The following is a 15,420-nucleotide window of genomic DNA, read 5'->3' as shown; positions in this document are numbered from 1 at the left end:
TTTTTTGGTTTGTATTTTTTAATAATTCGAAAAAATATTTAACGCAACCGATTGTGTGTTGTTGTTTTTTATATATATTTGTTTCAATAACGGCTTAGAAAGGGGGCTATTTCACAACGAAAAAATCCAGGTAATAAGTCCATAAAACAAAAACTAACTAAACCATACTATTAACTAATTAAACCAATTATTTATGACTAACTTTTTAATTACTAAAAGCAAATCGAAATACTTTAAAAATCTGGGTTTCCTGATCCTGATGTTCGTATTCTCTGCTACGGTAAATGCTCAAACAACGGTATCAGGAACAGTTTCGGATAGTGGCGGACCGATACCCGGAGTAAATATTATTGTGAAGGGGAGTAACATTAATACCGTTTCAAACTTTGACGGAACTTATACAATTAAGGCACCTGCTACAGGAATTTTGGTCTATAGTTTTATAGGATATAAAGCAAGAGAAATTGCTGTCGCCAATAAAACTAAAATTGATGTAACGCTCGAAGAAGACCTCAACAATCTAAAAGAAGTTGTGGTAGTAGGATACGGTACCATGAAAAGAGGTGATTTGACCGGTGCTGTTTCTTCTGTGTCCAGTGCCGCCGTAGCACAATCTGTAGCGACGACTATTGATCAGGTTTTGCAGGGACGTGCAGCAGGGGTCAATATCCAGCAAAATAATGGAGCACCAGGTTCAAGTTCTTCAGTTCGTATTCGTGGGATAAGCTCGATTACAGGATCGAATGAACCTATTTATGTAATTGATGGTGTTGTGATCGATGGTGCGACAGGATCTATGAATGCTAATCCGCTTGCGGGGATAAATCCGTCAGATATTCTTTCGATGGATGTTCTGAAAGATGCTTCGGCTACAGCGATTTACGGATCAAGAGCGGCAAATGGTGTTATTATGATTACGACCAAAACCGGAAAAAAAGGAGAACTAACCCTGAACTTTGACAGTTATGTAGGATGGCAGGAAATTCCAAAACAATTACAGGTTCTTAATCTTAGAGAGTACGGAACATTAAAAAATACCCGTGCCGATTTAGGAATTGTGCAGCGCGATAATTATTTTATTCGCCCGGATTTGTTAGGCGATGGTACAGATTGGCAAAATGAGCTCTTTACCACTGCCATGATGCAGAGTTATAATTTATCTGCTTCAGGAGGATCTGAGAATACTACTTATGCTTTGGGAATTGGATATTTAGATCAGGATGGTATTGCCATTGGATCGTCATTCAATCGTTTCAATCTTCGGGGCGTGATCGATTCTCAGGTAAAAAGCTTTTTGAAACTTGGTGTGAATATGGCTTTAAACAAAACAGAACAAGTCACAACATTTACAGATGGTTCATTGATCCTTACAGCACTTAAGCAAACTCCAAATGTTGCTGCCCGTAATGCGGATGGTACATTCGACGGACCGGATACAACAGAATTTGTGCAAAATAACCCGTTAGGTTTGGCTTTAATGCGGGACAATCATAATGAAAATTACGGAATAAGAGCGAATACCTATGCTGAAATCGGTTTTTCTAAAAGTTTAAAGTTTAAATCACAATACTCCATAGATTATGGTTTTGGTAACAACTACACGTTTAACCCATCGTATACTTTTGGGGCACTTGTAAATGACGTAAGAGAAGGGACGAGAACAAAATCGCTTAGTCAGAACTGGATTTGGAATAATCTTTTAACCTATAATAAAACTTTTGGTGTTCATACTTTAAACGTGATGTTGGGGCAGGAAATGCAGGAGCAAAATTGGGAAAATCTGTACGGATATCGTTCCGGATACATTACAAACGGAGCAACAGATTTAGATGCCGGAGATCCTACAACGGCAAGAAACTCAAACGGAAGCTGGACAAGAGCCCTTAGTTCTTATTTTGGAAGAGTATTTTATTCCTTTAACGATAAATATTTGCTAACGGGTACCATCAGAAGAGACGGTTCTTCTCAGTTTGCCAAAGACAATCGTTGGGATTGGTTTCCGTCAGCCGCTTTGGCCTGGAAAGTTTCTAATGAAAATTTCTTAAAAGAGAATAAAACGATCAATAACCTGAAACTAAGATTGGGTTGGGGTATTGTGGGGAATCAGAGTGTTCCTAATTATGCTTACACCTCGGTCTATGGTACTTCTGCAACCAATTGGGGAAGTGGTCAGATTGCGACCAATACGGCAAATCCGGATTTGGGATGGGAGAAAACAAAATCAAGTAACATAGGATTAGATCTGGGACTTTTCAATAACAGAGTTGAGCTTATTGCCGATGTTTATTATAAAAAAACAGACGGACTGTTACTAAGTTTAGCACTTCCTGCTTATGCGGGAACAACAGGACAGGGTTCTACTGCGCCTCCAACATTCAATATTGGAGCGCTTGAAAACAAGGGATTTGAATTCACTTTAAATACCTTAAACATGCAAAGAAATGATTTTAGCTGGAAATCCAGTTTTGTCTTTTCTATGAACAGAAGTAAAGTTCTGGCTTTGAATACAGAATCCGGAGTTTATAATATGACACTGCAACAAGGTTCTGATGTTACGGTGGTAACACGTACCGCAGTAGGACAGCCTATAGGTCAGTTTTATGGCTATAAAGTAATTGGACGTTTTGAGAAAGCTACTGATTTTTATTATAAGGATAAAGACGGAGTAGTAAAACCAACTGCCTTGCCGGAAGGAATGCAGATTGGCGAAAATGGGGTATGGATAGGAGATTATATGTTTGAAGATGTCAATAAAGACGGTGTGATTAACGAGAAAGATACTGGTTATATAGGGAATCCTGCACCGGATTTTACTTTCGGTATCGGAAATACATTTTCATTTCTTGGGTTTGATCTGAATATATTATTGACAGGATCTTATGGAAATGATGTCTTAAATTATCAAAGACGCTGGCTGGAAAATCCACGCGAAAACACCAATTTATTAAAATCGGCTTTAGGTTATGCACAACTGGATTTGATTGATCCAAACGGACCAAACGATTATCGCAACGTACAAATTGTGGGCGGAGATCCTTACATGCCAAGAATCGGAGCTTCATCTGCATCGTCAGCTTCTAACTTTCGTTTGAGTAATCGATTCGTAGAAGATGGCTCTTATGTAAGGGTAAAAAACATTTCGATAGGCTATAATTTACCAAAGAAATTATACTCAAAATATGGTATCTCTAATATCAAAGTATATTCTAATGCACAAAACGTGTTGACATTTACGAAGTACAAAGGTTATGATCCGGAAGTAGGGTCTATTAATCAAAATGTTCTTTTGACCGGTATTGATAACGGACGTTATCCATCGCCAATAATTACCACACTTGGATTAAATGTTAATTTCTAAAATACTACAAACGATGAAAACAAAAAATATAATTTATAAGATTCTTTTGATCGCATTGCCACTTGTTTGGACTGGTTGTAGTGATCTTTTAGATGTTGAACCCGAAGACCGAATTACCAAAGAGAATTTCTACAAATCCGAATCTGATTTTCAGGCAGCAACAGGTCCGTTATACAACAAAGTATGGTTTGATTTTAATGATAAATTTTACTATGGTTTAGGCGACGGACGCGCGGCAAACTTATATGCCCCTTTTTCTGATTATGTGTATCCGTTTACCGATTTAACGGAAACAGGATTAACAGGACCACTGGTTTCGGCCTGGGGATCTCTGTATAATGTGGTGCAACAATCCAATAATGTTATAATTGGTATTACAGGCAGCAGTGTTAATGAGAATCTTAAAAACAAATACATAGCCGAAGCACGTTTTATGAGAGGAACCGCATATTGGTATCTGGCTTCGTTATGGGGGGATGTAATTATTTCTACAGACCCGAGAGAATTGGTGAAAAATCCAATTGTAAATAAAAATCCCTTAAAAGATGTTTATGAATTTGCCATGCGCGATTTAGAGTATGCTGCAAAATATCTTCCGGAAACAGCAGGTCAGTCAGGACGTCTGACAAGATACAGTGCTTTCGGCATGTTGTCACGTGTTTATTTATCTTATTCAGGAATCAGTGATAACCCAAATAGCGGATCAAGAAACCAGGCCTATCTTGATCTGGCTAAAAAAGCGGCAGAAAAAGTAATCAGTTCCGGTCCGTATAGCTTGATGCCTAATTATGCTGATTTATTTATGATCGAAAATAACAACAACTCAGAGTCCATGTTTGCCTTGCAATGGGTTCCTAACGGAGATTTTGGTGTAAACAATACACAACAGGCTTATTTTGCATTTAGCTCAGATATTACCGGTGATGATGCAGCATGGGGCTATTGGACCAGAGCTTCCTACAATGTTTTGCAGGAATACGAATCTAAAGATTCCCGTCGTAAAGCTACCTGGATGGGAAATAAAGATCATTATGCTGAAATTAGTAAAGCAAATGGTGGTTATACCGTAGATCACACAAGTGATTTCCTTACGGTAAAAAAAGGAGTAGTAGGATCAACAAAAGATAATGCTAAAATTACCCGTATGAACTCCGCTTTAAATACCTATATGCTGCGTTTAGGCGAAGTATATCTGAATTATGCCGAAGCAGCTCTGGGAAATAATGCTTCAACAGCTGATGCCCTTGCCTTGTCAGGAGTAAACAAACTTCGTGTACGTGCCGGACTTGATCCCAAAGCAACACTTACTTATGCTGATATTATTCACGAAAGAAGAGTAGAGTTGTGTATGGAAGGTCAGTATTGGTATGATCTGGTGAGAAGATCCTATTACAAACAACAAGAAGTTGTAAATTATGTAACAGGTCAAAACAGAGGAACCATTACGCCAATTTTGTATGATTCAGCCACAAATGCCGTTTCTGTTGATGCTACAAAAAGTACCAGTTCACGTGCTATAGGTGTAATAGATGCTACCATTTTTGTTTTGCCTTATCCGGAATCTGAGTTGGTTCAAAATCCGTTATTAAGAGAAAATCCTGTGCCGTATCAGTTTACTGAAGAAAGAATAAAAGACCTGTTCTAGTAGAACGAAAAATAATAAATCTAAAGAAGATTAATATGAAATATATTTTAAATAAAAAGTATTGGGCGCCCATCGCATTTCTTGGAATGATGGTTTTTAGTATGCTGTTTACTGCTTGTGATAATACGGATTCTAATGGTAAAGCAATAACGATTAGCAGAGTATTTCTGGAAGATATCAATTCAACGGTACCCGATAGAGAAGTTACTTTTGCCAGATTAGGGCAGGTGATCCGTATCGAAGGTTCCGGTTTTACAGGATTAAAGAGGGTTTATATCAATGGATATTCCACGTATTTTAATGTTGTTTTTGTAAGTGACAATTCAATGGTGATCAATATTTCTGCCGATACGCCTACAATCGAAGCAGATTCTTCTGTTCGAAACACCATTCGATTTGTGAATGATAGTAATGAAACCACGTATTCATTTGAAATTCGCTCCTCAACACCTGTTATTGACCGTATTTCGAACACATTACCCAATCCGGGAGAAACCATAACAGTTTATGGAACAGGTTTAACCGAAGTAAGCAAAGTAACTTTTCCGGGAAATATTGATGTAACAACCGGAATTACTTCAGATCCCGATGGGGAGTTTTTCACCGTTAAAGTTCCTAACGGAATTTCAGACAACGGAGGTTCAATATTTGTTCAGAGTTCAAACGGAGGAGCTTATTCTCCGGCTTATTTTAATTTCAAAAAAGGTATTTTAATAAATTTCGACGGACAAGGGCAGCACGGATATTGGGGAACCAGTACAAGTATGATTCAGCCTGGAGATTTAGAATCGGTAGCATTGGGAACCGGAAATGTTTCTCAGGGAAAATATGTACCACATCGTCCGGCTCGTATTGCTTCTTTTGATGCTGCTAAAAACCGTTGCACAGAAGTTTGGACCGCAGGAACTGGCGTTGATAACTGGAGAACCCAACTAACACCTTACATTCCGGCAAGTACCCCTTTGGATAAAGTGGCACTGCAATTTGAGATTTATGTTCCGGAAGTTTGGAAAGATTCAGGTTTCTTAAAAATATGTTTGATTAACAATTTTAATGGTGGAGAATGGACAGGCGCCTGCTACAATTTTGTACCCTGGATCGTTGACGGAAAATCAGTGGCTTTTCAGAATACAGGCTGGACAACCGTTACCATTCCGTTAAACAAATTATATACATGGTCAAAAGAAGCTTTTACATTCGAAGCCGTTCTGGCCTACCGTGAAGCAGCCACCTATCAAAATTTTGGCATGTATTTCGAAAATTCGGATATCAAACTAAAAGATGTTACAGGAAACGCCAGCGAAGTCGAATTTCCTTCAAAAGCCACGTCCGTAAAAGTATACACAGACAACTGGAGAATTGTTTCACTAAATACACCGGTTTATAATGATTTTCCTTAATTGATTAAAGCATCAGAATGCTGATTAATAAAGAAATCGTGTAATTTTAAAAATAGTAAAAATGAAATATAAATATATAATTCCTATCATCGCTTCGTCTTTAATGATTTTAGCATCATGCGACGACAACAAAATGGATTGGGGAAAAGACCCGGATCATGGCGCAGTAACAGGAGCAGAACTTCCGTTAGAATTAGTTGAAAAAATCAGCAGATATCAGCCCTTAAAAACCTATACTGATTTTGTTTTAGGAAACGGGATTGGTGCTGATTTGTACATGAGCGATGCCGCATACAGAAAAATTGTAAACGAAAACTTTGATGAGGTTACGCCCGGATATGCGATGAAACACGGCGCGATGGTCAATGCCAAAGGCGAAATAAATTTTGCAACTATTGATGCCTTTATTGCAGAAACAAAAAAAGCAGGACTAAAAGTTTTCGGACATACTTTAGTCTGGCATTCCAACCAAAACGCAAGTTACTTAAACGGACTTATTGCCCCAACTGTAATACCGGGTTCCAGCGGAACCAATATCCTTGATGTAGCGGGCTTAAAAAGCGGCACCTTTGCAAATTGGGCAAGGAATAATCCGGGAAAAGGAATATCAATTGTTGCAAATTCCGGTTTAGCAAGCAATTCGCAGGCAATTCAATTAGCTTCAAGTGTAGCTTCAGCGCAACCTTATAGTTTGCAACTAACCTCTCCTAATATTCCAATTGTAACAGGTCATAATTATGAAATTTCTTTTTATATCAAATCAGATGTAACCGGTAAAGGACGTATTTCTTTCAATGCATCTTTAGCCAATCAATACCCTTATAAAGATTGGTATAATACGGGAGGAAGTTATACAGAAGCTTTTGCAACAACATCCGCCTGGCAGCAAGTTAAAATTAAACTGGCACAGGGAGATTTTAAAGCAGGAAGTACAACTTTTCAGTATAATTTAGATTTAGGATATCTTCCAAATGTTACCTATTTAATAGATGTAAATACAATCGCCGTTGTAGATCTTGATGCTGTATCGGGTATTGTGAATTTAATTCCTAATGGAACTTTTAATTCAGGGATTACGGGATGGAGCCAGCAGAATGGCGCTGCAGGATCATTAAGTCTTGCAAGTGCTGCTAATTCATACGAAGGAAGTGGTGCCATGAAAGTAGTAAATGCAACCAGCACACCTACAGAGCAATATAAAACTCAAATTAACGGGCTTTTCAGTTCGGCTTTAGTTGCAGGGAAAAATTATACAATTTCATATATGATTCGTTCTGAAGCACCCGGTTCTGTAAGATGTTCTACTACACCACAAGCAGTAGCCAGTTATCAGGGAGATCAGGCAACATCGACAAGCTGGAAACTAATTGAATGGAAAATTACTGCAAAAGGCGGTGAAACAGGTTTTAATTTTGATTTAGGAGCTGCTTCAGGAACGTATTACATTGATAATGTAGTAGTGACTTCCGGAGAAATTTCCGGTGGTGGCGTAACAGCACCAATAAACATCGAAAAAACCGATGCCGAAAAAACAAAAATCATAGGAGATGCCATGAAAGACTGGATTTCTAAAATGATGACACATTATAAAACAAGCGTTTTTGCATGGGATGTGGTCAATGAACCAATGAAAGAAGACGGAACATTAAGAACCGGTAATGAAGGCGACACCGCGACAGATTATTTTTCGTGGGCAAAATATCTGGGGAAAGATTATGCCGTAACTGCATTTAAATTAGCCCGACAAAACGGAAACGCTACAGATAAGCTATTTATCAATGATTATAATCTGGAATCAAGATTAGACAAATGCGATGGCTTGATTAAATATGTAGAATACATCGAAAGCCAGGGCGTAACAGTTGACGGAATCGGAACTCAGATGCATATTGGGTTGACAACTGACAAAGACAAAATTGTTCAGATGTTTCAAAAATTAGCCGCTTCCGGAAAATTGATCAAAATCTCTGAGTTAGATGTAAGATTAGGAACAAATGCGCCAACTGTAGCACAACAAGCAGCTCAGGCAGAAATGTATCAATTTGTAATTGATATGTATAAAAAACACATTCCGGCACCACAACAATATGGTATAACGATTTGGGGTGTTTCAGATAGTGTAAAAGAACATGAATTCTGGCTTCCTGATGAATCCCCAAATCTTTGGGATGCCAACTATGTTCGTAAACATGCTTACAAAGGAACGGCTGATGGTCTTGCCGGAAAAGATGTAAGCAAAGACTTTTCAGGCGAACTGGTAAAACCGTAGTTTTTTTGATAAAAAAATCCATAGTAGGAATCTCAAGAGGGTTCGTACTATGGATTGTTTATTTTCTTAATTTTTGCCAATCAATCTAAATCTTTAGCTAATGCTGAAATTAAAACAATTGATTTTTAATATGAAACGAGTTAGAATGTTTGATTCAAATAGATTTTTTTTGCTGCTATTACTGGTCGTACAAATTGTCTTTTCGCAGGATAAAATACCCGGTCTTCAGAAAAAAGGCAACAAGACCCAATTGATCGTCAACGGAAAGCCTTTTATTATTCTTGGCGGCGAATTGGGAAATTCTTCGGCCACAAGCATGGAGAGTATGGAACCCATTTGGCAAAAAATGACGGATATGAATCTGAATACGGTTTTAACTCCCGTTTATTGGGAATTAATAGAAAAGGAGGAAGGCAGGTTTGATTTTTCTTTGGTAGATGATTTGATTCTCAGAGCCAGAAAAGAAAATCTTAAATTAGTCTTTTTATGGTTTGGATCCTGGAAAAACAGTATGTCAAGTCATGCTCCTGAATGGGTAAAATTGAATCAGAAGAAATACCCCAGAGTTAAAGATGACAAAGATAAAAGTCATGAAATTTTAACGCCTTTTAGCGATAATAATTTACAGGCAGATTTAAATGCTTTTCAGAAGCTAATGGCGCATATTAAAGAATTCGATCAAAAAGAGCAAACCGTCATTATGGTTCAGGTCGAAAATGAAATTGGTATGCTGCCAACGGCAAGAGATTATCATTCGTTGGCCAATGCAGCTTTCAAGAAAGAAGTTCCACAGGAATTATTAAAATACCTGCAGAATAATAAAGCAAAATTAGTTCCTGAATTCTTAGCAATATGGAATAAAAATGGTTTTAAAACATCCGGAAATTGGGAACAGGTTTTTGGGAAAGGGTTGCAAACCGATGAGATTTTTATGGCGTGGTATTTTGCCAAATTCACCAATAAAGTCGCCAAAGCCGGAAAAGACAGTTATGCCATCCCAATGTTTGTAAATGCAGCATTAAATGCACCGGAGAAAAAACCGGGAGAATATCCTAGTGCAGGGCCATTGCCGCATATAATGGATCTCTGGAAAGCAGCAGGAAACTCGATAGATTTTCTGGCACCGGATTTTTATAATCCATCATTTCAGCATTGGAATGATTTATTTACGCGTCAGAGCAATCCGTTATTTATACCCGAACATCGTTTTGATGCCAGCGCGCCTTTCAAAGGATTGTATGCCATTGGTCATTACGAAGCGCTTGGTTTTTCGCCTTTTTCTATTGAATCGGTTGCCGATGCAAAAAAAGAACCGCTTGGGAAAATATACGATTTGGTCAGACAATTAACGCCAGTTATTGAAGCCAATAAAGGGCAAGGCAAAATAGATGGCGTTTTACTGGATAAAGAAAATCAATCACAAATTGTCAGGTTAGGCAATTACGAATTTACATTCAAACACGATTATACCTTAAACTGGTCAGATGGTGCCAAAGAAGAAACCTGGCCAACATCAAGTGCAATTATTATTCAGACAGGAACTGATGAGTTTGATATTGGCGGCTCCGGAATTGTGGTTACATTTGAATCATTAAAAGACACTAATCTGAATGTCGGAATTTTAAAAACAGATCAGGGTAAATTCGAAAATGGAGTCTGGAGAACCATCCGGCATTTTAACGGAGACCAAACCCATCAGGGAAGACATATTAGAATATCTGTAGGGGATTACGAAATTCAAAAGCTGAAATTATATACCTACGAGTAATTATCCTAACAGGTTTTTAAAACCTGTTAGGTATTATCAATCCAAAAAATAGTTCGCCACGAATTTTCACGAATTATATTTTTAAATATCAAAATAGAAAATCTGCCGAATCTGCCGAATCTGCGAGATAATAAATAGCCACAGATTAAATGATTAAAAAAATCCGTGCAAATCCATTCGATCCGTATCATCAATGGGCAAAAAAAATAAAGAATATCAAATGAAAAAAATTATACTATTAATTGCGTTAATAGCAAGTATTGCCATAAATGCAAAGATAAAATTACCACGTTTAATAAGTGATGGTATGGTTTTGCAGCGTGATACCAAAGTCAAAATTTGGGGTTGGGCTTCTGCCAAAGAAAAAATAGAACTTGAGTTCAATCATAAAATTTATAAAGCTATTACAAGTGATGAAGGGAAATGGACGATTGTTCTTCCGTCTCAAAAAGCCGGAGGTCCCTACGAAATGACTTTGAAAGCCAGTAATACAATTACATTAAAAAACATTCTTTTTGGAGACGTATGGGTTTGTTCGGGACAATCGAATATGGAACTTCCGATGGATCGTTTGAAGGATAAGTACAAAGAGGTGATCGCTAAAGCTGAAAATTCAAATATCAGACAGTTTCTGGTTTCGGATCAATATTATTTTGCCAGTGAAAAAGAAGATTTTACAGCAGGTGAATGGATTTCGGCAAATCCGGTAAGTGTTTTACAGTTTTCAGGCGTAGCTTATTTTTTTGCCTTAGAAATTTATGAAAAATATAAAATTCCGATAGGTTTGATAAATTCCGCTTTGGGAGGATCTCCTGCAGAATCCTGGATCAGCGAAGAAAGCGTAAAGAAATTTCCCGATTATGATCAGGAGTTCTTAAAGTATAAAGATGGAACACTCGAAAAACAAATCGATGAAAACGATCAAAAAGTAAGCAATGACTGGTATCAATTAGCCAATACGACAGATCTTGGATTAAAGAACAACTGGAAAAATCCAGATCTGGATGACTCTAATTGGAAAACAATGAATGTTCCCGGATATTGGGCAGATAATGAACTCGGAAATCTAAACGGAGTAGTCTGGTTCAGAAAAGAGTTTACAATTCCGAAAGTAAAAGAAAACACGGCAAAACTTATTTTAGGGAGAATTATAGATGCCGATTCGGTTTTTGTAAACAATCATTTTGTTGGAACAACTTCATATCAATATCCGCCCAGAATTTATTCTTTTGATGTCAGTATTCTAAAAGAAGGTAAAAACGAAATTATCGTTCGGATTATTAATAATTCGGGCAAGGGAGGATTTGTTACAGACAAACCTTATGAACTGGTTTTAGGAAAGGATACGCTGGACCTAAAAGGATCGTGGAAGTATCAATTAGGAGCTAAAATGTTACCCTTGCCATCACAAACCTTTGTAAGATGGAAACCGGTTGGATTGTACAATGCGATGATTGCCCCTTTAAAAAACTATTCGATAAAAGGAGTATTGTGGTATCAGGGAGAATCCAGTACCAAAAAGCCATTAGAATATTCTGCTTTAATGAAAACTTTAATAGCAAATTGGCGAACACAATGGCAACAGCCTAAATTGCCCTTTTTGTTCGTACAGCTCACCAATTTTATGGAGCCAAAATCAGAACCCGTCGAAAGCAATTGGGCCGAATTAAGACAACAACAACTCAATACGCTAAAAATACCCAACACCGGAATGGTGGTTACAATTGACTTGGGCGAATGGAATGACATTCACCCTCTAAACAAATACGATGTTGGTAAAAGACTGGCATTGCAAGCCAGAAAAATGGTGTATGGCGAGAAGAATTTAGTTGCTTCAGGGCCACTTTTTAGATCGATGGAGAAAAAAGAAAATAAACTGATTTTAAATTTCACAGCTACAGGATCAGGTTTAATAGCCAAAGATTCTAAAACTTTAAAAGGATTTGCCATTGCCGGTAGTGATGGAAAGTTTGTATGGGCAAATGCGGTGATCGAAGGTGATAAAGTGATCGTTTGGAGCGATGCTATTATTGATCCTTCACAAGTGAGATATGCGTGGGCAGACAATCCCGTAGAGGCAAATTTATACAATAAAGAGAATTTACCGGCTTCGCCTTTTGAAGGCAATTTGGATGGGAGGGAATAGTTGAGGTTGATAGTTGTTAAAGTGAAAAAAGAAAATATGTAATGTGATAGGTTAGCATTTTATTTTGGCTTCTATTACTACAATTAGATGATGCGTTTTTTTTAAACACTTATCATGAATGAAGAAGTATAGGTTTTTAAATCAATTTGTTACTGGTTGCGTATGCTATTGCTTCTGCAATATTTGCCACGCCAAGTTTGGTGAATAGTTTTCTTTTATGAAATTTAATTGTATCAGCAGAGACAAACATGCTTTCTGCCATATTGGCGATTGTAAAGCCTCTAATGGAGTATTGTAATACTTCTTTTTCGCGACTTGTGAGTTCAATTTTTTTCAATGTTTTCCAGAAATTTCCTTCCAGGTCATAGCTGAATATTTTGTTTTCACCTTTTTTATAAATTTTAATGTTTCCGGATTGCAGTTCCGAGGAAAGTGAAATAATGCAAATTGACTTCCATATTTTACCGTCATTGGTTAAAAATACGGGAGTCAGTTTTTGGTTCACCAAAAAAGTTTTCCCGCTGGGATTCTTTAAGCGAAAGTCGTATGAAATAGTATGATGTATCCGCTCTTCCAGGGGTATATTTTGGTAGAAATCAAACCCTATGGTGTTAATCTTCAATAAGAGATCCAAATCGTCTTTTACTACATACTTAAAGTAAAAGGCATAGCCCAGCTCCTGTACTTCCTGCGGGGTGTGGTCGCATAGAAATAAGGGGTTTTCCGACACATATTCAAAGCCTTTTTTCTCATAATCTATGATATAGATACTACTGTAAGTAGTTCTTGCAAATGCCTTGACTAATTCTAAGTAATTCCCAAGTCGTAGGGCTTCATCTTCGGAAATTTTTTGTACCGTGTTGTTAGAGGAAAAAAAGTCGTTTTCAATTACCATATTACCATATTTTTAATACGGTGTGAATATAGGAAAAATTGGAGATATGATGTTAAAATATTTTTATTTCTATATGAATTTAACTTCAATTCGGGAAGAATGTTCATTTGTTTTTGATTTGGTGCTTTTTTTAACAATACGGCTCTTTTTTTACTACACTTAAGGGTAGTATTTTCTTAGTTTATTGATAACTAGTATTTTGTGTAATACGAAGCGTAAATTGTGGTGATAGTTTTGGTAAAAATAAACGACCATGATAAGCAAAATAAACCACCAGTCAATTAGTCAAAACGAGATCTTTCACATGTCAAAATTTGTAGTGACAGAAAATTTCAATCATCATTCAAATGAAGTCTTTCCAAAGCATTATCAAAAAGATATTGATGCTGTTTACAAAGAAGAGATGGGTTTTTTGGAGAATTCAAAAATTTTCGCTGTAAAGAACGATTTTGGCGATTTAGTAGGCACGATCAGAGTCCTTAAATGGGATTTTGTGAGCGTATTGCCTATTCAGAAAATGTTCGGGATCAACCCTTTTCTTTGTACAGGGGGCAGTGACATTCATGAAATCTGGCATATTGGTCGTTTTGCTATCAAGAAAGGAGTCCGTGATTTAAACATTCTTAAAAGACTGTTGGTTTCGGCCATTGCGCCAATCTGTACCCATAAGGATAATATTGCTTTTGCAGAGATAGATGCCAAACTGCTTCGCGTTTTGACATTAATGGGAATCAAGGCAAAAATTGTAGGTAAATCTATTGAATACCTGGGTTCAGAAACGATCCCTGTAAGCATGTCTTACCACGGACTTATAGATTTTTATAACGCGAATAAGGATTTGGTTTTACCTGAAGAAACTTTCGGGGTTTCGGCCAAAAGCTATCAACTACCCAATAGGGTAGTATTTAATACTGAGAAGCGTAACTACCCTTTGGTGTAGTTAGATATGAAATTTTGTATTGTAAGTTTACTCCAGTAAAAAAAAGATCAGTTGTTTGTTTATCCTTTTTTACAAAGTTCTCAAAAGCGGAATAGTTACCTTGAAAGTTTAAAAAACATAAAAGTATATTTTCGGAGAATTAAATCAAATTATCATTACCCAGGTTACCAGTTACCCAATTACCTTTTGAGGTAAAGCATATAAATCTATTTAGTTACCAAAACCATTTCTTAAATAAAATAACCATGTGACTGGTTACAGCGCAGCTATGGCGTGTCACGAAAAACTTTTAAAATTATGGATAGAAAACAAGGCTGGCATGTTCTTTACGTAAGATACCGCCATGAGAGTAAGGTTTATAAAGAGTTAACAGAAAAAAAACTGGAGGCTTTTCTACCCATGGCAACAAGCATTCGAAAATGGAGTGACCGCACCAAAAAAATCCAGGTTCCCTTATTTCCGAGTTACGTTTTTGTCAACATCAAATCCAATAAAGATTTTCATGATGTCCTGACAGTGGACAGCGGTTGTTCGTATTTGTCTTTTGGAAACGAATATGGCAAGGTTTCAGAAAAAGAAATCCATCAGATCAAGTTATTGGTTGAAGGAAAGGACATTAGTGATGTTCAGATCAATAAAGAGCTTCCCAGAATTGGAGATAAAGTTACCATCGCACATGGCGAATTATCGGGTCTGGAATGCGAAGTTTTCAGAATCGATAACCAGCACAGGATTAGCGTACGACTGAGTTCATTACGTCAGAATATATCGGCAATCGTTCCTTTGTCTTATTTATCCAACAGAACAGAAAGCACTTTTGCAAAGGCTTAGTTTTAGTTTTCTCAAAATAATTAGTTGTGTATAGTCGTAGAACGTTAAAATACTTTTTCTCTATATTGTATTAAATACGGCTTCACCATAAACGAGTTCTTCTTATGGATTCGACATACTATACCAACAAGGTTACCTTTTCAATATTTATCAAAATTAAAAAAAACA

General features: G+C 37.0%; 9 protein-coding genes. 8 read left to right on the top strand and 1 reads right to left on the bottom strand.

Going from position 1 to position 15,420, the window contains the following annotated elements:
* Window positions 1-193 precede the first annotated feature (193 nt).
* From ACQY44_RS19695 to ACQY44_RS19670, 6 genes are all read left to right on the top strand, one after another.
* Window positions 194-3,358, top strand: coding sequence for a SusC/RagA family TonB-linked outer membrane protein (locus ACQY44_RS19695; RefSeq protein ID WP_428232000.1), 3,165 nt, complete (start codon window positions 194-196; stop codon window positions 3,356-3,358).
* A gap of 13 nt (window positions 3,359-3,371) precedes the next feature.
* A complete protein-coding gene (locus ACQY44_RS19690) occupies window positions 3,372-5,003 on the top strand; it encodes a RagB/SusD family nutrient uptake outer membrane protein (RefSeq protein WP_428231999.1) in 1,632 nt (543 codons plus the stop codon).
* Window positions 5,004-5,038: 35 nt separating this feature from the next.
* Entirely contained in the window at window positions 5,039-6,403 is a 1,365-nt protein-coding gene (locus tag ACQY44_RS19685; protein ID WP_428231998.1) for a glycan-binding surface protein, read from the top strand.
* A 61-nt stretch (window positions 6,404-6,464) separates the two neighbouring features.
* Entirely contained in the window at window positions 6,465-8,672 is a 2,208-nt protein-coding gene (locus tag ACQY44_RS19680) for an endo-1,4-beta-xylanase (protein ID WP_428231997.1), read from the top strand.
* A gap of 100 nt (window positions 8,673-8,772) precedes the next feature.
* Window positions 8,773-10,440 (top strand): DUF5597 domain-containing protein, encoded by a 1,668-nt coding sequence (locus tag ACQY44_RS19675; RefSeq protein WP_428231996.1) that lies wholly within the window; start codon window positions 8,773-8,775, stop codon window positions 10,438-10,440.
* Between the two features lie 220 nt (window positions 10,441-10,660).
* Window positions 10,661-12,586: a sialate O-acetylesterase gene (locus ACQY44_RS19670; RefSeq protein WP_428231995.1), complete on the top strand. Its 1,926-nt coding sequence runs from the start codon at window positions 10,661-10,663 to the stop codon at window positions 12,584-12,586.
* 136 nt (window positions 12,587-12,722) lie between these two features.
* On the opposite strand, the gene ACQY44_RS19665 is transcribed toward ACQY44_RS19670, so the two are convergent.
* Entirely contained in the window at window positions 12,723-13,481 is a 759-nt protein-coding gene (locus ACQY44_RS19665; protein ID WP_428231989.1) for a response regulator transcription factor, read from the bottom strand.
* A gap of 253 nt (window positions 13,482-13,734) precedes the next feature.
* Here ACQY44_RS19665 and ACQY44_RS19660 point away from each other — a divergent pair, with 253 nt between their 5' ends.
* The gene (locus ACQY44_RS19660; protein ID WP_428231988.1) at window positions 13,735-14,421 is read left to right on the top strand and encodes a hypothetical protein; all 687 of its coding nucleotides are present in this window, start codon (window positions 13,735-13,737) and stop codon (window positions 14,419-14,421) included.
* Window positions 14,422-14,718: 297 nt separating this feature from the next.
* Window positions 14,719-15,252, top strand: coding sequence for a UpxY family transcription antiterminator (locus ACQY44_RS19655; RefSeq protein ID WP_428231994.1), 534 nt, complete (start codon window positions 14,719-14,721; stop codon window positions 15,250-15,252).
* Window positions 15,253-15,420 lie beyond the last annotated feature (168 nt).

The sequence above is a fragment of the Flavobacterium sp. genome (assembly GCF_965277525.1).
GTDB lineage: Bacteria > Bacteroidota > Bacteroidia > Flavobacteriales > Flavobacteriaceae > Flavobacterium.
The sequence above is the reverse complement of the archived record's forward strand: the minus strand, read 5'-3'. Positions and strand labels throughout refer to the sequence as shown.

Excerpts from the sequence above, each read along its gene's own strand:
- ACQY44_RS19695 (WP_428232000.1), top strand. The coding sequence starts at position 194 with ATGACTAACTTTTTAATTACTAAAAGCAAATCGAAATACTTTAAAAAT.
- ACQY44_RS19690 (WP_428231999.1), top strand. The coding sequence starts at position 3,372 with ATGAAAACAAAAAATATAATTTATAAGATTCTTTTGATCGCATTGCCA.
- ACQY44_RS19685 (WP_428231998.1), top strand. The coding sequence starts at position 5,039 with ATGAAATATATTTTAAATAAAAAGTATTGGGCGCCCATCGCATTTCTT.
- ACQY44_RS19680 (WP_428231997.1), top strand. The coding sequence starts at position 6,465 with ATGAAATATAAATATATAATTCCTATCATCGCTTCGTCTTTAATGATT.
- ACQY44_RS19675 (WP_428231996.1), top strand. The coding sequence starts at position 8,773 with ATGCTGAAATTAAAACAATTGATTTTTAATATGAAACGAGTTAGAATG.
- ACQY44_RS19670 (WP_428231995.1), top strand. The coding sequence starts at position 10,661 with ATGAAAAAAATTATACTATTAATTGCGTTAATAGCAAGTATTGCCATA.
- ACQY44_RS19665 (WP_428231989.1), bottom strand. The coding sequence starts at position 13,481 with ATGGTAATTGAAAACGACTTTTTTTCCTCTAACAACACGGTACAAAAA.
- ACQY44_RS19660 (WP_428231988.1), top strand. The coding sequence starts at position 13,735 with ATGATAAGCAAAATAAACCACCAGTCAATTAGTCAAAACGAGATCTTT.
- ACQY44_RS19655 (WP_428231994.1), top strand. The coding sequence starts at position 14,719 with ATGGATAGAAAACAAGGCTGGCATGTTCTTTACGTAAGATACCGCCAT.